Source organism: Bradyrhizobium yuanmingense (assembly GCF_029167105.1).
Classification (GTDB): Bacteria; Pseudomonadota; Alphaproteobacteria; order Rhizobiales; family Xanthobacteraceae; genus Bradyrhizobium; species Bradyrhizobium yuanmingense_A.
The window spans coordinates 212,338-231,903 of the sequence record NZ_JARFML010000006.1 but is presented as its reverse complement, the minus strand read 5'-3'; the positions used below and the strand labels follow the sequence as shown (position 1 = coordinate 231,903).

Here is a 19,566-nt window from a genome sequence, read left to right as displayed (position 1 = left end):
CTCGATTTACCTCTTGCGTCCACGCACCGCGTCCGACAGCCGCTCCAGCGCGGTGTCCAGCGTCTGGTCCTTCTTGGCAAAGCAGAAGCGCACCACCGAGGTCACGGGGTCCTGCTCGTAGAACGCCGAGACCGGGATCGCCGCCACCTTGTAGTCTTTCACAATCCGCCAGCAGAACTCGGTGTCACTCTCGTTGAGCCCGAGCGGCGACAGGTCGACGGTGAGGAAGTAGGTGCCTTGCGACTTCAGTACCGGGAAGCCGAGGCTCTCCAGCCCCTTGGTCAGGCGGTCCCTGCTTCGCGTCAGATCCTTGCGCATCGACAGAAAGTAGTCGTCGGACTTGCCGAGGCCATAGGCCACGGCGGCCTGCAGGTTCGGCGCGGTGGTGAAAGTCAGGAACTGGTGCACCTTGGCGGCGACGCGCAACAGCTGTGGCGCCGCGCAGACGAAGCCGATCTTCCAGCCCGTCAGCGAGAAGATCTTGCCCGCCGAGCCGACCTTGATGGTGCGCTCGCGCATGCCGGGGATGGTGATCAGCGGGATATGCTGGTGCTCGTCGAAGGTGACGTGCTCCCAGACCTCGTCGCAGATCGCGATGACGTCGAACTCCTGGCAGTAGCGCGCCAAGAGCTCGAGGTCCTCGCGCGGATAGACCACCGCGCTGGGATTCAGGGGGTTGTTGAAGAGCACCGCCTTGGTCTTTGAATTGAACACGCTTTTCAGCATGTCCTCATTCAGCCGCCAGTGCGGCGGCTCGAGCCGGACCAGGCGCGGAATGCCGCCGGCCTGGCGGATGATCGGCAGATAGGAATCGTACACCGGCTGGAAGCAGACCACTTCGTCGCCGGGCTGGACCACCGCGAGGATCGCCGAGGTCAGCGCCTCGGTCCCGCCGGAGGTCACCATCACTTCGCTCATCGGATCGAGCTTGAGGCCGTGCCAATGGCCGTAATGGGTCGCAATCGCCTGGCGCAGCTCCGGCAGGCCCATCATCGAGGGGTACTGGTTGTAGCCGTTCAGCGAGGCCTCGGCCGCGGCGCGGCGGATGTCCTCGGGGCCGGGATCATCCGGAAAACCCTGGCCGAGATTGATCGCATTGTTGTCGCGCGCGGCCTGCGACATCGCCTCGAAGATGGTGACGGGAAGGTCGGCGAAGACCTTGTTCAGCGAAGAGCTCTTGGTCGTCATTGCGCGGTTAGCCACCGACCTTGCTGGGAAGCCCGGCCGCCTTCCAGCCCAGCATGCCGCCGGCCAGATGCTTGTCGTAAGGCAGGCCCGCCGCCTGTGCCGCCAGCGAGGCGGTCACCGAACGCTTGCCCGAGCGGCAGGCGAACACGACCTGCTTTCCTTGCGGATCGGGGATCGCCTTGGGATCGAAGGTCGAGAGCGGAACCACGACCCCGTAAGGGTAAGCCTCGGCCTCGACCTCGTTCGGCTCACGGACGTCGACGAGCAGATAACGCCCTTCCACGACACCCTTGGCGACCTCGTCCGGGGTCAGATCCTGCACTTGATTTGCCACATCATCCTCCAACGTCGCGGGCCGCATGCCGGGGCGATCCCGGCCGGCGGCAACCTCGCCTCTCGGGAGACGAAAATCAAGCGCCACAAAGGCTTGAGCCGCGCGGCGCAAGTTAAAGCTAAATCGCAGCGACTTGAAGTCCGCTTTGAATCCCCGTCCTAGATCGTCACCTGTGTGCCGACCTCGACCACACGGCCGGACGGGATCTGGAAATAGTCGGTGGCGTCGTTCGCGGAGCGGCTGAGCGAGATGAACAGCCGGTCCTGCCAGCGCGGCATGCCGGAATGGGCGGCGGGCTTGAGCGCCCTGCGCGACAGGAAGAACGAGGTCGACATGATGTCGAACTGCCAGCCCAGCTTGCGGGCGATCGCGAGCGCCTTCGGCACGTTGGGCGATTCCATGAAGCCGAACTTCAGCGTCACCTTGGAGAAGGTCGGTGAAATCTGCTCCAGCCTCACCCGTTCGGCCGGATCGATCCGCGGGGTTTGCGCGGTCTCGATGGTGAGAATGACGTTCTTCTCGTGCAGCACCTTGTAGTGTTTCAGACTATGCATCAGCGCGGTCGGCGCGCTGAGCGGGTCCGAGGTCAGGAACACCGCAGTGCCAGGCACCCGCTGCGGCGGCCGCTTCTCCAGCATCGCCACGAGATCGGCGAGCGGAAACTCGAGCTTGCGCGACTTTTCAAACAGCAGCCGGCTGCCGCGCCGCCACGTGTACATCAGGATGATCATGAGCGCGCCGAGCGCCAGTGGCACCCAGCCGCCCTCGAACACCTTCAACAGGTTCGCGCTCAGGAAGGTCAGATCGAGGAACAGGAACGGCGCAATCAGCGCGCCGGCGGCAAGCGCTGACCAGCGCCAGCCCTTCCAGACCACGACGAAGCCCATCATCGCCGTGACCACCATGGTACCGGTGACCGAGATGCCGTAGGCGGATGCGAGCGCACTCGACGAGCGGAACAGCAGCACCAGCAGCACCACCGCGACCAGCAGCAGCTGGTTGATGCGCGGAATGAAGATCTGGCCGGAATGGGCTTCCGACGTATGGCGAATTTCAAAGCGCGGCAGCAGCCCGAGCTGGATCGCCTGGCGCGTCAGCGAATAGGCGCCGGTGATGACGGCCTGGCTCGCGATGACGGTCGCCATGGTGGCGAGCACGACCATGCAGCCTCGGAGGAAGCCTTGCGGGAACAGCTGGAAGAACGGGCTCACGATGGCGCCGGGATCGCCGAGCACCAGCGCGCCCTGCCCCAGATAGTTCAGCGCTAGCGAGGGCAGCACGACGATGAGCCAGGCGGTCTGGATCGGCCGCTTGCCGAAATGGCCGAGGTCGGCATAGAGCGCCTCGGCGCCGGTCACCGCCAGGAACACCGCGCCCAGCGTCACGAAGCCGATGACGCCATGGTGCAGCATGAAGTTCACGGCATGGAGCGGGTTGAGCGCGAGCAGCACCTGCGGGTGCTGGGCGATCTGAGGGATCGCCGCCACCGCCAGGACCGCGAACCAGACGCACATGATCGGGCCGAAGAAGGCGGCAACGCGCGCCGTGCCGCGGGACTGCACGGCGAACAGGCCGACCAGGATCACCACCGTCAGCGGAACGATGTAGGGCTCGAACCTCAGCGTGACGTCCTTCATGCCCTCGATCGCCGACAGCACCGAGAGCGCCGGCGTGAGCACGGCATCGCCGTAGAACAAGGCTCCGGAAATGATGCCGAGCAGCACGATTGTCGTGCCGCCGCGGCCGGTGCCGACCGCCCGCTGGGCCAGCGCCATCAGTGCCAGCGTGCCGCCCTCGCCGTTGTTGTCGGCGCGCAGCAGGATCACGACGTATTTGAGCGTCACCACCACGATGAGCGCCCACAGGATCAGGGAGAGCACGCCGAGCACGGCGGCTGGCGTCGGCAACCCGTCCGCGCCCGAGGCGGCCATCACCGCCTCGCGGAAAGCGTAGAGCGGGCTGGTGCCGATGTCGCCGTAAACGACGCCGACGCTCCCGAGCGTCAGCGCGCCGAAACCGGCGGTGGTATGGGCATCGCCATGCCCATTGGCCGCCACCGTTTCCGGGGCGGGAACTGCTACGTCGCTTGTCATGGGAGAGCCCGCTGGCCTCTAGAATGCTTCACTGCACAACGGCGGAAGAGCGCGCGGCTTATAGTCCTGCGCCACCGGCATAGCCTAGCCCGATTCTGGGCCGTAGCCATGCAAATATGCATGGCTGCGTCAGTCGCATTCTAGATGGTGACCTGGGTTCCGACTTCCACCACCCGGCCGGTGGGGATCTGGAAATAATCGGTGGCATCGTTGGCTGATCGGCTCAGCGCGATGAATACATGATCCTGCCAGAGCGGCATGCCCGACTGCGCCGAGGCCTTCAGCGACCTGCGCGACACGAAGAACGAGGTCGACATGATGTCGAACTGCCAACCCTGCTTGCGTGCGATCGCGAGCGCCTTCGGCACGTTCGGCTGCTCCATGAAGCCGAAGCGCAAGCGGACCTTGGAGAACTTGTCGCTGATCTTCTCCATCCTGAACCGCTCCGACAGATCGACCCGGGGCGTCTGCGCGGTCTCGATGGTCAGGATCACGTTGTGCTCATGCAGTACCTTGTTGTGCTTAAGGTTGTGCAGGAGCGCGGTCGGCACGAAGGCGGGGTCGCTGGTCAGGAACACTGCGGTGCCCTTGACGATGTGCGGCGGCCGCTTCTCCAGGCTGCGGATCAGATCGTCCAGTGGAACCTCGATCCTGCGGGTCTTCTGGACCAGGATCGCCGAGCCCTTGCGCCAGGTCCAGATCGTCCCCACCATGACGATGCCGAACAGCAACGGCACCCAGGCACCATCGAGTAGCTTCAAGAGATTGGCACTGAAGAAGCTCAGATCGACGATGACGAACGGCACGATCACAGCCGCAGCCGTGGCGGCGCGCCAGTTCCACAATTTCCAGATCACGACGAAGCCCATGATGCCGTCAGCGACCATGGTGGTCGAGACCGCGATGCCATAGGCCGAAGCCAGATTGCTCGGAGTGTGGAACAGCAAGACCAGCAGCATCACGCCGATCAACAGCAGCCGGTTCACGCGCGGCAGATAGATCTGGCCGGCATGCGATTCGGAGGTGTAGCGCACCTCGAAACGGGGCAGCAGGCCGAGCTGCACGGCCTGATAGACCAGCGAATAGGCGCCCGTGATCACCGCCTGGCTCGCGATCACGGTTGCGGCCGTCGCGAGCCCGACCAGCGGCAGCACCAGCTTCTCGGGCACCATGCGATAGAACGAATGCTCGATCGCGCTGGGATCGGACAGCACCAGCGCACCCTGCCCGAAATAGTTGATCAGAAGCGCGGGCAGCACGAAGAACATCCAGGCGGATTGGATCGGCTTGCGGCCGAAATGGCCGAGATCGGCGTACAGCGCCTCGCCGCCCGTCACCGCCAGGAACACGGCACCGAGGGTCACGAGGCCGATCGTGCCGTGCGACAGCACGAACTGCACAGCGTAATAGGGATTGATGGCCGCCACCACGGTGGGGTCGTCGGCGATGTGGACGGCCCCCATGATGGCAATGACGGTGAACCAGATCACCATCACGGGCCCGAAGGCCGAGGCGACCAGCGCAGTCCCCTTGCTCTGGACCGCGAACAGCAGCAACAGAATGAGGACGGTGACCGGGACGACATAGGGCTGGAGCGCGGGGGTTGCGAGCTTCAGACCTTCCACCGCCGATAGCACGGAGATCGCCGGCGTGATCATGGAATCGCCGATGAACATCGAAGCGCCGATCACGCCGAGCGCGAGCAGGACCCAGCTTCGCCGTCCGAGCGCGCGCTGGCCCAGCGCCATCAGCGAGAGCGTGCCGCCCTCCCCGTTATTGTCGGCGCGCAGCAGCAAGAGGACATATTTGGCGGTGACGACGATCAGGAGCGCCCACAGGATCAGCGAGAGCACGCCGAGCACGATGACGCGCGAGACCGGCTCGCCATGGGCGGCGGCCTTGACCGCCTCGTGGAATGCGTAGAGCGGCGAAGTGCCGATATCGCCAAAGACGACGCCGACACTCCCGAGCGTAAGGGCCCAAAAACTTGAGGTGGGCCGCCCGTCCTGGGTCTCGGCCTGTGTGATGCTCGCCGTCATGAAGGTGGAGAACGCTTCGTCCCTGAAATTGATCCGGCGCCTATTGACGCTTCCGGCGCACCTGTCAATCGGCGCACCATCATAGCAGGCGCCGAGCCGGATGCTGTGACGCCACAGCCACGCTCATCGCCAGCGCGACGACATGCCTCAGGTAAGATGGTAGCGCAAGGGGGTTACGGCCTCAGATTCGGCGGCAGCGGCGGATCTTCGCGCATCAAGGTGATGGTCACCCGCCGGTTGGCTGCCAGCGAGGGATCGTCCGGAAACAGCGGCTGGGTATCGGCCTTGCCGGAGACGGCGAAGATGTGCGACGGCGGCAGGCCCTGGCGCTCGAGGATCTGGCGCACGGCGTTGGCGCGATCGGCCGACAGATCGAAGGCGCCATAGTCGCTGCGGGTCGGCACGAACCCCGCCGCGGTGTGGCCGGCGATGGAGACGCGAAGCGGCGTTGCCTTCAGCGGGATCGCGAGCTTCTCGACGAGGCGGCGGGTGCGGTCATAAGGCACCTTGGAGCCGTCGGCGAACATCGAGCGGCCGTCCTGATCGACGATCTCGAGGTTCAGGCCCTGCTTGGTCTCCTCGAACATGATGTGCTTGGACATCTCGGTCAGCTCCGGCATGTCCTGCAACGCCTGGCGCAACGAGGCTGCCGCCAGCGCGAAATTGCGGTCGATCTTGATCTTCGCGCCGGAGGTCTTTTCGCGGTCTTCCTGATCTGGCGTCGGCGTGTTGGAGGCATCTTCCGGCTGGATGTGGTCGACGTTCTTGAGCCGCGGGCGCGTCGGCAGGCCGTCGGATTCGACGATGCCGGAGTAGCGCGCCTCGGTCTGCACGCCGAACGCCTCGCGCATCGAGCCCGCGACGATCTTCAGCTTGTTGGCATCTTGCGTGGAGAACGCGACCAGCATCACGAAAAACGCCAGCAGCAGCGCCATGAGGTCGGCGAAGGTCACGAACCAGCCGTGGCCGCCGCCGTGAGCATTGCCGCGCTTCTTCTTGGCCATCTTTCAAAATCCAGGCGGCGGCCTCAAGCCGGCACCGGCTCGCCTTCGGTGTGACGATGCTTCTCCGGCAGATAGGCCAGCAGCATTTCGCGCACCAGGGTCGGGCTCTTGGAGTCGCGGATCATCAGGATGCCGTCGATGATCAAGGTGCGGTTGGTCTCTTCGTCCAGCAGCTTGCCGTGCAGCTTGTCGGCGATCGGCAAGCAGATCAGGTTGGCGACAACGGCGCCGTACAGGGTCGCCAGCAGCGCGGTGGCCATGAACGGGCCGAGCTTGGAGGGATCCGACATGTTGGAGAACATCTGCACCATGCCAAGCAGCGTGCCGATCATGCCGAACGCCGGGGCGCAGTCGCCGACGGCGCGGTAGATCTTGCTGCCTTCGTCGAGGTGCATCAGGAAGTTGTCACGGTCGCGCTCCAGATTGTCGCGAATGAAATCGAGGTCGTAGCCGTCGGCGACATAGCGAATGCCCTTGGCGAGGAACGGCTCGTCGGTCTCGACCTTTTCCAGTCCGACCGGGCCCTGCTTGCGGGCGATTTCCGCGATGCGGGCGAGTTCGTCGACGAGGTCGTGGGCGGAAAGGCGGCTGAGAGTGAAGGCAAACTTCGCACCGAGCGGCACGCCGTGGATCATTGCCGACAACGGAAAGCGAATCATCGTTGCGGCGAACGAACCGCCGAAGATGACGATGACGGCGTGGATGTCGTAGAACATCCCGAACGTACCGCCCATCAGGATCAGCGACGACACAACAATGGCGCCTGCGACGAGGCCGACAAGTGTTGCGATATCCATGATCGACTCCAACGCCTACGCAACAACGGCCGTCCTGGCCGCTGGCGCGGCTCAACCCCGAACCGCATCGCAGACCCTAGAGCGCCGCCCTTAAAGCCGCGTAAAGGTTAAGTCTCGACGATGTGCCGCGCTCCGCCTTAAATCTTCCGTTTGCCGTCCGGCGATAGGAATTTCAACCTTCCGCTAACCATAGGCAGGCGCCCACCACGTCGCGTCGGCTGCGGCCCTCCGCCACATCGTGGACGGGGATCAGTTGGTGTCTGCTAGCGTTGCGACAGGGCCAATCGCGGAGCCAGCGCGATGTTGATGCTATTCGGTCTACTCACGGCGCTGCCCGCGGCGCTGGCGTTCCACCTGCTCGAGCCGGAACTCGTACTTCCGGCGTTCAGCGTGTTGCTCTTTATCGAGGCCGCCTTCGCCGTGCTCGCAGCACGGTTGATGCGCAGCGCCAACAGCGCAGACGAAATCACCCTCTGGGACCTTGCCGGCGGCTTCACCCTGATCGGATGCGCCGCCGCCGTGCTCGGAGAACCGGATCAAGCCGCCCTGCTTCTGACAGAGCAAGGCGGCATTCGGCCGTCGTCCGGGCCGTAGATTGCCCTAAAGCGCGATGCGATTAGGATGAATCGTTATCGCACTTTAGGTTATTGTTTGAGCATGATCCTTTTCGGAGAACCGCTACACACTTTTCCGGATCATGCTCCAGCAGCCGTCAATGGATCTCCGCAGAGCGCTTCAGCGCGGCCTTGAGCTTCTCGAGCGAGAAGTCGGGGCTGCGGGCGATCTCCAGGATCGGCGTCTCGCGGCGGCCGCATAGTTCGGCGGCCTCCGGCAGCTTTGCGGCAAGGTCGAGCGGGATCACGATGGCGCCATGCCGGTCGGCGTGGATGAGGTCGTCCGACTTCACGCTCATGCCGGCGACGCGCACCTCCCCGCCAAAGCTTTCCGCGTGCACCCAGGCGTGCGACGGGCCGATCGAGCCGGCCAGCGCCTGGAAGCCCGGGGCCCATTGCGGGATGTCGCGGATCGAGCCGTCGGTGATGACGCCCAGGCAGCCGAGCGCCTTGTGCACGTTGCTCTGTACCTCGCCCCAGAACGCGCCATAGCCGACGTCGGGTCCGTCGATGTCCTGGATCACCGAGATGCGCGGGCCATGGCCGGTGCCGACATATTCGTAATATGCGATTCGGCGCTTGGACTGCTCCTCGGCCGGAAGCGATGACTTCAGAACCGAGCGGATCGTCACCGTGCGGGCATAGCCGACGATCGGCGGCAGGTCGGGAAACGGACAGACCAGCTGCTTGGTGGTGTAGCCGATCAGCCGCCGCTCGGGCGCCACGATCTCCATGGCGTTGCAGATCGTCGGCGTATCGTAACGGCCCAGCGCTTCGAGGACGGAAGCGGGCAGCGGCCCGGTCGCGGAATTGGTCACGGCGTTCTCTCCCAGGTTGGCGGCGATTGATTGCGCGATGCCGCCGGCACAAGGGCGATATAGCCGAGATCGGATCGCGACCCAACTCAGGCGGGCTTCATGGCAGATATCCGCAAGGAGCGCTTTAGTGCAGCCGTCCGGGCCGATCGTCGTCCTGCGGCGGCTCCGACAAATTCGCCAGCGTCGGTGCCGAGGGCGGTGACGGGACCTCGCCTCCCGCCGGCGCGGCGGCTTCCATCGCGCGCGCCTGGTCGCGATAGGATTTGTAGCCGAGCGGCAGCGCGAGAAGGTACAGCACCGTGCCGATCGACAGCACGTGCCAGGGATAGGCGATCAAGAGCGCGATGAAGACGATCACGGCGACGAAGGCCGGCAGCACCAGCTCGGGCGGCACGCGCATCCGCTTGGTCTTGCCGGAGAACACCGGCAGGCGCGACACCATCAGAAACGCGATTAGAAGCGTGTAGGCCGCGGTCACCGCCGCAGGTGTGCGCCCGACGTCGAGGAACGCGACATAGATCGGCAGCAGCACGGTGATCGCGCCGGCGGGCGCCGGCACGCCGGTGAAGAAATTGGCGGCGAAGGCCGGCTTGTTCGGATCGTCCATGGTGGCATTGAAGCGCGCAAGCCGCAGGCCGCCGGAGATCGCGAACACCATGGCGGCGATCCAGCCGGCATTGCCGAGCTCGTGCAGCTGCCAGAAATACAGCATCAGGCCGGGCGCCACGCCGAAATTGACGAAGTCGGCGAGACTGTCGAGCTCGGCGCCGAACTTCGACTGCCCCTTGATCATGCGCGCGATGCGGCCATCGATGCCGTCGAGCGCGGCGGCGAACACGATGGCATAGACCGCGAGCGTCATCCGCCCTTCGATCGACAGGCGGATCGAGGTCAGGCCGGCGCAGATCGCCAGCAGCGTGATGACGTTGGGCACCAGCATCCGCACCGGGATCGGTCGGAACCGCCGGCGGCGGACGTCGGGATCCTTGAAATCGTAAGGCGTCATGGCTCGTCCTTATCTCGAGGCGAGATATAGCAAGCCGCGCCGCCCTCCGCCATTGCGGCGGAACGCCTGCGAGCACCGACTATTGGTTAATTGGCGCGGAACGCGCGGCCCGAGTCGTCGCCGGCAAGGTCGGCCAGGATCGTCTCTCCGGCGATCGCGGTCTGCCCTTCCGAGACCAGCGCCTTGGTACCCACGGGCAGGTAGACATCGAGGCGCGAGCCGAAGCGGATCAGGCCGAAGCGCTCGCCGGAGCCGATCGCCTGCCCCTCCCTGACGAAGCAGACGATGCGCTTGGCGATCAGGCCGGCGATCTGGACCACGCCGATCCGCGCCGTCGGCGTCGTGATCACCAGGGAGTTGCGCTCGTTGTCCTCGCTCGCCTTGTCGAGCTCGGCGTTGATGAAGAGGCCGGGCCGGTAGGCAATACGATCCACCCTGCCCGCCACGGGCGCGCGGTTCACGTGGCAATTGAACACGCTCATGAAGATCGAGACGCGCGGCAGCGGCCGGTCGCCGAGCCCGAGCTCGGCCGGCGGCAGCGCCATGGTGATCATGGAGACACGCCCGTCGGCCGGCGACACCACGAGACCCTCGCGCACCGGCGTCACACGGACGGGATCGCGGAAGAACAGCGCACACCACACGGTCAGGATCGTGCCGATCCACCCCAGCGGCGACCACAGCCAGAACAGGATCAGGCTCGCCAGCGCAAAGGCGCCGATGAAGGGATAACCCTCCTTGTGGATCGGCGGGATCTGACGCTGGATCGAATCGAGAATGGACATTGCTTTTGCCGGTCGGGGTTGATGCCACGGGGTGGTCGCGCGGGCTTGTTTGGGCCAGACTTTGTTTAGGCCAGACTTGGGACCGGAGACAAGGTCACTCCGCCGCCGCGGGCGTCGTCAGGCTATCATCGACCGGCGGCGGCTCTCGGTTGGGCGCGGCATTGGTGTCGGCCATCTTGGCCAGCTTCTCGCGGGCCTCCTCGGCCTCGCGCTGCCTGTTCCACATGCTGGCATAGAGCCCGCCCTGCGCGAGCAGGCTCGCGTGAGTGCCGCGCTCGGCGATGCGGCCCTGGTCCAGCACGATGATCTCGTCGGCGCCGACGATGGTGGAAAGCCGATGCGCGATCACCAGGGAGGTGCGGTTCTTCGCCACGCGGTCGAGCGCCCCCTGGATCTCGTGCTCCGTATGTGTGTCGAGCGCCGAGGTCGCCTCGTCGAGCACCAGGATCGGCGGCGCCTTGAGCACCGTGCGCGCGATCGCCACACGTTGCTTCTCGCCGCCCGACAGCTTCAGGCCGCGCTCGCCGACCTGGGTTTCGTAGCCCTTCGGCGCCATGCGGATGAAGTGGTCGATCTGCGCCAGCCGCGCCGCCGCCTCCACCTCGGCATCGGTCGCGCCCCAGCGGCCGTAGCGGATGTTGTAGCGGATGGTGTCGTTGAACAGCACGGTATCCTGCGGCACCATGCCGATCGATGCGCGCAAGCTGGCCTGCGTGACCTCGCGGATGTCCTGGCCGTCGATCAGGATCCTGCCGCCGGAGACATCATAGAGGCGAAACAGGAGCCGCGAGATGGTCGATTTGCCGGCGCCGGAGGGACCGACGATGGCAACCGTCTTGCCGGCCGGCACCTCGAAGCTGATGCCCTTGAGGATGGGGCGCGCCGGCTCATAGGCAAAGCGCACGTCCTCGAAGCGCACCGTGCCGGCGGAGATGACCAGCGGCTTCGCGCCAGGCGCGTCCTTGATCTCGGCCTCGCGGCTGAGCACGCCGAACATCTTCTCGATGTCGATGATCGCCTGCTTGATCTCGCGATAGACCATGCCCATGAAGTTCAGCGGCTGGTAGAGCTGGATCATCATTGCGTTGACCAGCACGAAATCGCCGACGGTGTTGGTGCCGTTGCGCACGCCGATCGCGCACATCAGCATGGTCGCGGTCAGGCCCAGCGTGAAGATCACCGCCTGGCCTGTGTTGAGCACCGCGAGCGAGGTATAGGTGCGGACGCTCGCCTCCTCGTAGCGCTCGACCGATCTGTCGTAGCGCTGCGCCTCGCGTGCCTCGGCACTGAAATACTTCACCGTCTCGTAGTTGAGCAGCGAGTCGATCGCCTTGGTGTTCGCCTCGGTGTCGGAATCGTTCATCTTGCGGCGGATGCCGATCCGCCACTCGGTCGCGACGTAGGTGTAGTACATGTAGAGCGTGACCGTGATCAGGGTCGCGACCACGTAACGCCAGTCGAACTGCCAGAGCAGCACCGCCAGCAGCAGCGAGACCTCGACGATGGTCGGGATCAGCTGCAGGATCACCATGCGCACGATGACCTCGATGCCCTCGCGGCCGCGCTCGAGCACGCGCGTGAGGCCGCCGGTCTTGCGCTCGAGGTGAAAGCGCAGCGACAGCTCGTGCATGTGGATGAAGGTGAGGGTCGCGAGCTTGCGTACCGCATGCATGGCGACGCGGGCGAAGATGCCGTCGCGCCATTGCGTCAGCACCGCCATCAGGATGCGCATCACGCCGTAGCTCGCGGTCAGCAGCAAGGGCGAGGCGATCACCCAGAGATGCCAATTGTCGGCCGCCACCGGCGCGGTGTTGGCGCCGGTCAGCGCATCCGTCGCCCATTTGAAGCTGAACGGCACGGTGAGCGTGATCAGCTTGGCGGCGAGCAGCAGCACCAGCGACCAGACCACCCTCATCTTCAGGTCGAAACGGTCGCCCGGCCAGATGTAGGGCCACAGATGTGCCAGCGTGCCCATCAGCGTGGCCCCGGCCTGCGGTCCTGCCACGGAAGGATCAGGAACGTCGGCGCCGTCGAACGATTGAGGTTGGTCCATCAACAAACCCGAAAGCCCGCCGGATGCGGGCGAAACTGCGATTAACGATTTTCGCCCGTCATATAGAGCCTTCCCGATGCCCGCGCACCCCGCCAGATGGCGAATCTTCGATTGTTTGTCGCGATTTACCGGTAAATTCCCGGAAGTATCGAATCACCGTTTGGGCTTGACGCCACTTCGCTGCAATGCATCATGGCACCAATGAGCACTATCAAAACCGTCTGTGTCTATTGCGGCTCCGGCCCTGGAACAAATCCCAACTTCATTGAAGCGGCGAAGGCGCTCGGCAGAGCGTTGGCGGAAAACAAGATCCGTCTCGTTTATGGCGGCGGCTCGCTCGGTTTGATGGGCGCGGTCGCGACCTCCGTGCTGGATCACGGCGGCATGGTCACCGGCATCATCCCCGATTTCCTCCGGATGCGCGAGAATGCGCTGACGCGCGTGCAGGAGATGGTCGTCACGCCCGACATGCACGAGCGCAAGCGGCTGATGTTCGAGCGCTCCGACGCCTTCGTGGCCCTGCCGGGCGGGCTCGGGACGCTGGAGGAGCTGGTGGAGCAGCTGACCTGGCAGCAACTCGGCCGTCACGCCAAGCCCGTGCTGCTCGCCAATGTCGACGGCTTCTGGGAGCCGCTGTTCTCCCTGGTGGCCCACATGCGGCAGACCCAGTTCATCCGCGCCGGCCTCACCGTCGATATCCTGAAGGCGGACAAGGTCGAGGAGATCATCCCACGGCTGCGCGCCGCGGCGGCGCAGATTCCCGACGACCAGCGCGATCTCGCGCCCGACGTGGCCCGGCGGCTGTAGGCAGCCTTCTATTCCTGCGGAAACGTCACCGCCTCGATCCGGTTGCCGTCGCAATCGGTGACGAAGGCGGCGTAGTAGCGCACGCGATCGTGCGGGCGAAGGCCCGGTGCGCCGTCGGAGGCGCCGCCAGCGGACAGCGCAGCTGCGTGAAACGCATCGATCTCGGCCGTGGTTTTCGCCCGCAGGCAGATGTGCACGCCGCTCTCCGGCGCGACACGCGGCATGCCCTCGCGCAGATTGATCCAAAACTCCGGATAGGCCTTGCCGAACCCGATCGTCCGCGGCCGCGTGACGAGGCGCGCGAGGCCGAGGGCGGCGAGCGCGGCTTCGTAGAATTTTGCGGCGCGTTCGAGATCGCTGACGCCGACGGAGATGTGGTCGATCATAGCCGTCCTCCCTCCCGCAGTCATTCCGGGGCACGCGAAGCGTGAACCCGGAATCTCGAGATTCCGGGTTCGGTCCTGCGGACCGCCCGGAATGACTCCCGGAAAGCTACGCCGGCGCGTCCGACTTCACGAGCTTGTAGATCACCGAATCCATCAGCGCCTGGAACGAGGCGTCGATGATGTTCGGGGAGACGCCGACGGTGGTCCAACGATCGCCGTTCTCGTCCTCGCTCTCGATCAGCACGCGCGTGACCGCGCCGGTGCCGCCGTTGAGGATACGGACGCGATAGTCGATCAGCGTCAGGCCCTCGATGAATTTCTGGTACTTGCCGAGGTCCTTGCGCAGCGCGACGTCGAGCGCGTTGACGGGACCGTTGCCTTCGGCCGCCGAGATCAGATGCTCGCCGGCGACGTCGACCTTGACCACCGCGAGCGCCACCGTGACGCGTTCGCCGAGCGCGTTATAGCGCTGCTCGACATTGACGTCGAACTGCTCGACCTCGAAATAATGCGGCACCTTGCCGAGCGTGCGGCGCGCCAGGAGCTCGAACGAGGCGTTGGCGGATTCGTAGGCGTAGCCGGCCGCCTCGCGCTCTTTCAATTCCTCGACGAGACGCGTCAGCTTCGGATCGCTCTTCTCGTAAGGGATACCGGCGCGGTCGAGCTCGGCGATGACGTTGGAGCGCCCGGCCTGGTCGGACACCAGCACCTTGCGGTGATTGCCGACCAGCTCCGGCAACACATGCTCGTAGGTCTGCGGATCCTTCAGCACGGCGGAGGCATGGATGCCGGTCTTGGTGACGAAGGCGCTCTCGCCGACGTAAGGAGCATGCCGGTTCGGCACGCGGTTGAGCATGTCGTCGAGCGTGCGCGACACCTTGACGAGCGTCGCCAGCTTCTCCGTGGTGACGCCGATCTCGAAAGCGTCGGCAAACCCCGTCTTCAGCTTCAGCGTCGGGATCAGCGAGCAGAGATTGGCATTGCCGCAGCGCTCGCCGAGGCCGTTCAGCGTGCCCTGGATCTGGCGCGCGCCGGCACGCACCGCGGCGAGCGAATTGGCCACCGCCTGCTCGGTGTCGTTATGGGCGTGGATGCCGACGTGATCGCCGGGGATGTGCCTGGTCACGTCTCTGACGATGGCCTCGACCTCATCGGGCATGGTGCCGCCGTTGGTGTCGCATAGCACCACCCAGCGCGCACCGGCCTCATAGGCGGCCTTGGCGCAGGCAAGCGCAAAGGCGGCGTCCTCCTTGTAGCCGTCGAAGAAATGCTCGCAATCGAGCATCACCTCGCGGCCGGCGGCCTTCGCCGCCGCGACGCTGTCGCGGATCGAGGCGAGGTTCTCTTCCTTCGTGGTCTCCAGCGCGACGCGCACCTGATAGGCCGACGCCTTCGCCACGAAGCAGATCGCATCCGCCTTCGCTTCCAAAAGCCCCGCGACGCCCGGATCGTTGGACACCGACCGGCCTGCCCGCCGCGTCATGCCGAAGGCGGTGAAGCGCGCATGATTGAGCTTGGGCTTGGTCGCGAAGAATTCGCTGTCGAGCGGATTGGCGCCGGGATAGCCGCCCTCGACATAGTCGATGCCGAGGTCATCGAGCATCGCCGCGATGACCTGCTTGTCGGCCAGCGTGAAGTCGACGCCGTTGGTCTGCGCCCCATCGCGCAGCGTGGTGTCGAACAGATAGAGACGCTGCTTGCTCATTGCCCTGCTCCGAGCGTCTTTTTCATCGTGGTGTTGGCGAGCCACTCGTCATTCACAGTGACGCTGTTGCGTTGCTGGGCGGTGTAGCCGCGCTTGGCGAAGAAGCCCTCCGCGGTATCGCTGGCGTCCACCGAGAGACTGTTGGCGCCGCGGCCGCCGGCGAGCTTCTCCAGCGCATCGACCAGCATGGTCGCGATGCCCTGCCCGGCGACGGCCGGATGCACATAGAGCATGCGGATGTGATCGTTGCCGCGCAGCGAGGCGAAGCCGACAGGCGAGCCTTCCAGCGTCGCGATCAGCGTCAGGTCGGACGCAAGCCGCTTGCCGAACTCCTCGTCCTCGGCCGCGGCCATCCAGGCTTCCTGCTGCGCCTCGCTATAATCGTCGCCGGTCAATTCCTCGATGCTGGCGGCGAAGATCGCGGCGAGGATCGGCACATCCGCCGGAAGGAAGGGCCTCAGTGCGGGCTTTGGCAAAGTCTGTCCCATCGTCCTCACCACACCCCATAAAGCTTGAGCACGATCGCCACCGCGCCGGCGAGCAGCGCGATCTTCAACGCGATGTAATAGAGCCAGTGCCGCGGAAATGGCGTGTCGGGCCGTTTCATCGGGCGATCTCCCAGGTCGTGCCTTCCTTGGAGTCCTTGATCGTAACGCCCATCGCAGCGAGCAGATCGCGGATGCGATCGGACTCGCCAAAGTCCTTGCGGCTACGCGCAGCTGTCCGCTCCGCGAGCAGGCGCTCGACCTCCTTGGCGTCGACCCCGCTCGCCTGCTGCTTGCGCCCTTCCCACTGCGCCGCGCTCTCGGAGAGGAATCCGAGCAGCCGCAACGAGCCCGCAAGACTTGCGATATCGTTGCCGCGCAGGCCGTGCAGCGCCGCGATCGCCTGCGGCGTGTTGAGGTCGTCGAGCAGCGGTTCGACCACCGACGCAGCCGGCTCGCCGGGCGCGACATCGGCCGCGACGCGATACCAGTCGTCGAGGGTCTTGGCGCTCTCCTCCAGCGACTTCATGGTCCAGTCGATCGGCGAGCGGTAATGCGTCTTCAGCATGTTGAGGCGCAGCACCTCACCCGGCCAGTCCCTGAGCAGTTCGTGGATCGTGATGAAGTTGCCGAGGCTCTTCGACATCTTTTCGCTCTCGACCTGCAAGAAGCCGTTGTGCATCCAATAATTCGCCATGCGCTCGCGATGGAAGGCGCAGCAGGTCTGCGCGACCTCGTTCTCATGGTGCGGAAACACGAGATCGATGCCGCCGCCGTGGATGTCGAAATGCTCGCCGAGATGCTTCCAAGCCATCGCCGAGCACTCGATGTGCCAGCCCGGACGTCCCTCCGCCTTGATGCCTGATGGCGACGGCCAGGACGGCTCGCCCGGCTTCGACGGCTTCCACAGCACGAAGTCGGTCGCATCGCGCTTGTAGGGCGCAACATCGACCCGCGCGCCCGCGATCATCTCGTCGAGCGAGCGCTTCGACAGCGCGCCATAGCGCGGCAGCGCGGAATTGGCCGCGTTCATCGCCTGCGGCGAGAACAGCACGTGGTCCTCGGCGACATAGGCAAAGCCGCCAGCGACCAGCTTCTCGATGATCTCGCGCATCTCGCCGATATGCTCGGTGGCGCGCGGCTCGACGCTCGGCCGAAGCGCGCCGAGCGCATCGACGTCGGCATGAAACTGCCTGCCGGTCTGCTCGGTGACCTTGCGAATGGCCTCGTTCAGCGGCAGGCCGGGAAAGTCGCGCGCGGCGCGGTCGTTGATCTTGTCGTCAACGTCGGTGATGTTGCGGACATATTTGACGTGCGCCTCGCCGTAGATGTGGCGCAGCAGCCGAAACAGCACGTCGAACACGATCACCGGCCGCGCATTGCCGATATGGGCGAAGTCATAGACCGTCGGTCCGCAGACATACATGCGGACATTGTTCGGATCGAGCGGCACGAAGGTGCGCTTTTCCCGGCTCAGCGTATCGTAAAGACGCAATTCCATGACAACCCATCCCTCTCGGCCGGGCGTCCAAGGCTCTCAATGTGTTTGAGAAAAGACGGCTCCAGCCAGCGAATCGCTAGCTCGTAATCTCGCGGCAAATGGCGCAAATGGCGAGGAGACCGTTCATGCGGCCACATATGGGCCACCGCGGGCCCTGGCGTCAAGGGCCGCGAAAATGCCGTTTTTGCCTCCGCACGGGGCGCGGCCTGCCCGGAGGGTTCATGATCCCCTAACCATTTGAGCCCATTCTGGAACCCGCGGTTCCCTAATTTTTTGCCCCCGGTATTTTCATGCGATCCCTGCTTGCGCTCATTTTCGGCGCCTCGCTCCTTGCAGCATCTCAGGCGTGCGCCGAGACCCGCGTCTTCATCATCGCCGACCAGTGCCTGGCCAAGAACGACACCAAGGGCGACACATGCGGCGCCTCCGCCGCACGCACCTATTGCCAGTCACGAGATTTTGCGAAGGCATCAAGCTATCGCCGGGTCGATCCCGACGAAATTACCGGCTCCGTCCCCAAAACCGGCACAAACTGCTCCCATGGCCGTTGCGACGAATATGTTGCAATCACCTGCCAGCGCTGAATTCCCTCGGAGCTGGCGGACCTTAGGACCAGTTCGGCCCCCGAAACGACGTGACGGTGCCGCAGGAAGCGGCTATTGGGAGGGCGCGCTTCGGCCCCCAACTTACTTGGTAAGTCAGTTGGAAAGTTACGCCGGGCCGCGACCTCGCTAGAATGGCGGATATGCCTGAATTCCTCTCTCTCCTCCGTGCCCGCTCCCTCCTTGCCTGCACCGTGCTCCTCGGCACAGTCGTGCTCGCCAATGGCGCTTTGGCGCAGGCCGGCCCGCCGCCGCAGCCCGGCCAGAACGGGCTCGGACCGAACCCGATGTGCGTGCGGCTGGAAGCCCAACTCGCCGCGCTCGATCGCGGCGGAGGTGATGCCGCGCGCGAAGAGCAGATCCGCCGCTACCAGGATTCCCAGGCCAAGCAGCAGGCCGAGCTCGACCGTGTCACCATGCAGGCCAAGCGCATGGGCTGCGATTCCTCCGGCTTCTTCTCGCTGTTCAACGGCCAGTCGGCGCAGTGCGGCCCGGTCAACACCCAGATCCAGCAGATGCGCGCCAATCTGGACCAGATTACCGGCAGCCTCGAGCGGCTGCGCGGCGGCCCCGGCGCCAACCCGGAGCGCGACAACCAGCGCCGCTCGGTGCTGATGGCGTTGGCGCAGAATAATTGCGGCCCGCAATATGCCAACGCCGTGCAGCAGCAAGGCGGCGGCAACTTCCTCAGCAATCTGTTCGGCGGCAACAACCCGAACAATCCGCAAGCCATGCCGCCCTCCGATCTCGGCCCGCAATCCGGCACCTTCCGCACCGTCTGCGTGCGCACCTGCGACGGCGCTTATTTCCCGATCTCCTTTGCCACCGTGCCGGCGCGCTTCCCTGACGATGAGAAGACCTGCAAGGCGCTGTGCCCGGCCGCGGAAGCCGTGCTCTACAGCCATCGCAATCCCGGCGAGGACATGAACGCGGCGGTCTCGATCGGCGGCCAGCCCTACACGGCGCTGCCGACCGCATTCAAATTCCGCAGCGAGTTCAACCCGTCCTGCTCCTGCAAGGCGGCGGGACAGACCTGGGCGGATGCGCTGAAATCGGCCGATGACAAGGCCGCGGCCGAGCAGCAGGGCGACATCATCGTCACCGAGGAAGGCGCCAGGAAGATGCAGCAGCAACGGCTCAACAAGGGCGCGCCGCAGCCTGCCAATGCCAAGAAAGGCGCGGCTCCTGCACCAGCAACTGCTGCCGCACCGGTCGCCACGCCGCCCGCGGACGCGAGCCCCGCGTCAGAGAACAAGCCGATCCGCTCGGTCGGCCCGACCTTCCTGCCGCAGCAGCAGAAGTAGGCCGTCGCTCTGTCATGCTTCGCGCAGGCGTCCCAGCGCGGCCGT

General features: G+C 65.1%; 17 protein-coding genes and 1 pseudogene. 4 read left to right on the top strand and 14 right to left on the bottom strand.

Going from position 1 to position 19,566, the window contains the following annotated elements; all coding sequences use genetic code 11:
• Nucleotides 1-6: 6 nt before the first annotated feature.
• The 6 genes from P0R31_RS10600 to P0R31_RS10575 form a co-directional block, all read right to left on the bottom strand.
• Nucleotides 7-1,188: an aminotransferase gene (locus P0R31_RS10600; RefSeq protein WP_275514026.1), complete on the bottom strand. Its 1,182-nt coding sequence runs from the start codon at nt 1,186-1,188 to the stop codon at nt 7-9.
• A gap of 7 nt (nt 1,189-1,195) precedes the next feature.
• The gene (locus P0R31_RS10595; RefSeq protein WP_275514025.1) at nt 1,196-1,522 is read right to left on the bottom strand and encodes a rhodanese-like domain-containing protein; all 327 of its coding nucleotides are present in this window, start codon (nt 1,520-1,522) and stop codon (nt 1,196-1,198) included.
• A gap of 158 nt (nt 1,523-1,680) precedes the next feature.
• On the bottom strand, nt 1,681-3,615 hold the full coding sequence (locus tag P0R31_RS10590; protein WP_275514024.1) for a potassium transporter Kup: 1,935 nt from the start codon (nt 3,613-3,615) through the stop codon (nt 1,681-1,683).
• A gap of 140 nt (nt 3,616-3,755) precedes the next feature.
• The gene (locus tag P0R31_RS10585) at nt 3,756-5,654 is read right to left on the bottom strand and encodes a potassium transporter Kup (protein WP_275514023.1); all 1,899 of its coding nucleotides are present in this window, start codon (nt 5,652-5,654) and stop codon (nt 3,756-3,758) included.
• 173 nt (nt 5,655-5,827) lie between these two features.
• The gene (locus P0R31_RS10580) at nt 5,828-6,658 is read right to left on the bottom strand and encodes an OmpA/MotB family protein (RefSeq protein WP_036034445.1); all 831 of its coding nucleotides are present in this window, start codon (nt 6,656-6,658) and stop codon (nt 5,828-5,830) included.
• Between the two features lie 23 nt (nt 6,659-6,681).
• Nucleotides 6,682-7,455, bottom strand: a complete 774-nt coding sequence (locus P0R31_RS10575; RefSeq protein ID WP_036001447.1) for a motility protein A — start codon at nt 7,453-7,455, stop codon at nt 6,682-6,684.
• 300 nt (nt 7,456-7,755) lie between these two features.
• Between P0R31_RS10575 and P0R31_RS10570 the strand changes: the two genes are divergently transcribed.
• A complete protein-coding gene (locus P0R31_RS10570; RefSeq protein ID WP_275514022.1) occupies nt 7,756-8,049 on the top strand; it encodes a hypothetical protein in 294 nt (97 codons plus the stop codon).
• A 118-nt stretch (nt 8,050-8,167) separates the two neighbouring features.
• On the opposite strand, the gene P0R31_RS10565 is transcribed toward P0R31_RS10570, so the two are convergent.
• From P0R31_RS10565 to P0R31_RS10550, 4 genes and pseudogenes are all read right to left on the bottom strand, one after another.
• Nucleotides 8,168-8,887 carry an RraA family protein gene (locus P0R31_RS10565; protein WP_275514021.1) on the bottom strand — a complete coding sequence of 240 codons (720 nt, stop codon included), beginning with the start codon at nt 8,885-8,887 and terminating at the stop codon, nt 8,168-8,170.
• A gap of 124 nt (nt 8,888-9,011) precedes the next feature.
• The gene (locus P0R31_RS10560; RefSeq protein ID WP_275514020.1) at nt 9,012-9,893 is read right to left on the bottom strand and encodes a CDP-alcohol phosphatidyltransferase family protein; all 882 of its coding nucleotides are present in this window, start codon (nt 9,891-9,893) and stop codon (nt 9,012-9,014) included.
• Between the two features lie 86 nt (nt 9,894-9,979).
• A pseudogene (locus P0R31_RS10555) lies at nt 9,980-10,681 on the bottom strand (phosphatidylserine decarboxylase); the annotation flags it as partial.
• Between the two features lie 91 nt (nt 10,682-10,772).
• Nucleotides 10,773-12,731, bottom strand: coding sequence for an ABCB family ABC transporter ATP-binding protein/permease (locus tag P0R31_RS10550; RefSeq protein ID WP_275514019.1), 1,959 nt, complete (start codon nt 12,729-12,731; stop codon nt 10,773-10,775).
• Between the two features lie 201 nt (nt 12,732-12,932).
• On the opposite strand from P0R31_RS10550, the gene P0R31_RS10545 reads away from it, so the two are divergent.
• Nucleotides 12,933-13,538, top strand: coding sequence for a TIGR00730 family Rossman fold protein (locus P0R31_RS10545; protein WP_036001463.1), 606 nt, complete (start codon nt 12,933-12,935; stop codon nt 13,536-13,538).
• A gap of 8 nt (nt 13,539-13,546) precedes the next feature.
• Here the strand turns inward: P0R31_RS10545 and P0R31_RS10540 are convergent, their stop codons facing one another.
• The 4 genes from P0R31_RS10540 to cysS form a co-directional block, all read right to left on the bottom strand.
• The gene (locus P0R31_RS10540; RefSeq protein WP_275514018.1) at nt 13,547-13,924 is read right to left on the bottom strand and encodes a VOC family protein; all 378 of its coding nucleotides are present in this window, start codon (nt 13,922-13,924) and stop codon (nt 13,547-13,549) included.
• Between the two features lie 106 nt (nt 13,925-14,030).
• Nucleotides 14,031-15,629, bottom strand: a complete 1,599-nt coding sequence (gene cimA / locus P0R31_RS10535) for a citramalate synthase (protein WP_275514017.1) — start codon at nt 15,627-15,629, stop codon at nt 14,031-14,033.
• A complete protein-coding gene (locus P0R31_RS10530; RefSeq protein ID WP_275514016.1) occupies nt 15,626-16,117 on the bottom strand; it encodes a GNAT family N-acetyltransferase in 492 nt (163 codons plus the stop codon). Before P0R31_RS10530 ends, cimA begins: the two co-directional genes overlap by 4 nt.
• 115 nt (nt 16,118-16,232) lie before the next feature.
• Nucleotides 16,233-17,615: a cysteine--tRNA ligase gene (gene cysS, locus P0R31_RS10525; RefSeq protein WP_275514015.1), complete on the bottom strand. Its 1,383-nt coding sequence runs from the start codon at nt 17,613-17,615 to the stop codon at nt 16,233-16,235.
• Between the two features lie 290 nt (nt 17,616-17,905).
• On the opposite strand from cysS, the gene P0R31_RS10520 reads away from it, so the two are divergent.
• Both P0R31_RS10520 and P0R31_RS10515 read left to right on the top strand, forming a co-directional pair.
• Nucleotides 17,906-18,199, top strand: coding sequence for a hypothetical protein (locus tag P0R31_RS10520; protein ID WP_275514014.1), 294 nt, complete (start codon nt 17,906-17,908; stop codon nt 18,197-18,199).
• A 152-nt stretch (nt 18,200-18,351) separates the two neighbouring features.
• Nucleotides 18,352-19,521: a DUF2865 domain-containing protein gene (locus P0R31_RS10515; protein ID WP_275514013.1), complete on the top strand. Its 1,170-nt coding sequence runs from the start codon at nt 18,352-18,354 to the stop codon at nt 19,519-19,521.
• The last annotated feature ends 45 nt before the right edge of the window (nt 19,522-19,566 follow it).

What these genes read in the sequence shown, in the direction of transcription:
- P0R31_RS10570 (WP_275514022.1), top strand. Translation starts at nt 7,756, where the DNA reads ATGTTGATGCTATTCGGTCTACTCACGGCGCTGCCCGCGGCGCTGGCG.
- P0R31_RS10515 (WP_275514013.1), top strand. Translation starts at nt 18,352, where the DNA reads ATGGCGGATATGCCTGAATTCCTCTCTCTCCTCCGTGCCCGCTCCCTC.
- cimA (WP_275514017.1), bottom strand. Translation starts at nt 15,629, where the DNA reads ATGAGCAAGCAGCGTCTCTATCTGTTCGACACCACGCTGCGCGATGGG.
- cysS (WP_275514015.1), bottom strand. Translation starts at nt 17,615, where the DNA reads ATGGAATTGCGTCTTTACGATACGCTGAGCCGGGAAAAGCGCACCTTC.
- P0R31_RS10560 (WP_275514020.1), bottom strand. Translation starts at nt 9,893, where the DNA reads ATGACGCCTTACGATTTCAAGGATCCCGACGTCCGCCGCCGGCGGTTC.
- P0R31_RS10580 (WP_036034445.1), bottom strand. Translation starts at nt 6,658, where the DNA reads ATGGCCAAGAAGAAGCGCGGCAATGCTCACGGCGGCGGCCACGGCTGG.
- P0R31_RS10540 (WP_275514018.1), bottom strand. Translation starts at nt 13,924, where the DNA reads ATGATCGACCACATCTCCGTCGGCGTCAGCGATCTCGAACGCGCCGCA.
- P0R31_RS10545 (WP_036001463.1), top strand. Translation starts at nt 12,933, where the DNA reads ATGAGCACTATCAAAACCGTCTGTGTCTATTGCGGCTCCGGCCCTGGA.
- P0R31_RS10575 (WP_036001447.1), bottom strand. Translation starts at nt 7,455, where the DNA reads ATGGATATCGCAACACTTGTCGGCCTCGTCGCAGGCGCCATTGTTGTG.
- P0R31_RS10520 (WP_275514014.1), top strand. Translation starts at nt 17,906, where the DNA reads ATGCGATCCCTGCTTGCGCTCATTTTCGGCGCCTCGCTCCTTGCAGCA.
- P0R31_RS10530 (WP_275514016.1), bottom strand. Translation starts at nt 16,117, where the DNA reads ATGGGACAGACTTTGCCAAAGCCCGCACTGAGGCCCTTCCTTCCGGCG.
- P0R31_RS10585 (WP_275514023.1), bottom strand. Translation starts at nt 5,654, where the DNA reads ATGACGGCGAGCATCACACAGGCCGAGACCCAGGACGGGCGGCCCACC.
- P0R31_RS10600 (WP_275514026.1), bottom strand. Translation starts at nt 1,188, where the DNA reads ATGACGACCAAGAGCTCTTCGCTGAACAAGGTCTTCGCCGACCTTCCC.
- P0R31_RS10550 (WP_275514019.1), bottom strand. Translation starts at nt 12,731, where the DNA reads ATGGACCAACCTCAATCGTTCGACGGCGCCGACGTTCCTGATCCTTCC.
- P0R31_RS10590 (WP_275514024.1), bottom strand. Translation starts at nt 3,615, where the DNA reads ATGACAAGCGACGTAGCAGTTCCCGCCCCGGAAACGGTGGCGGCCAAT.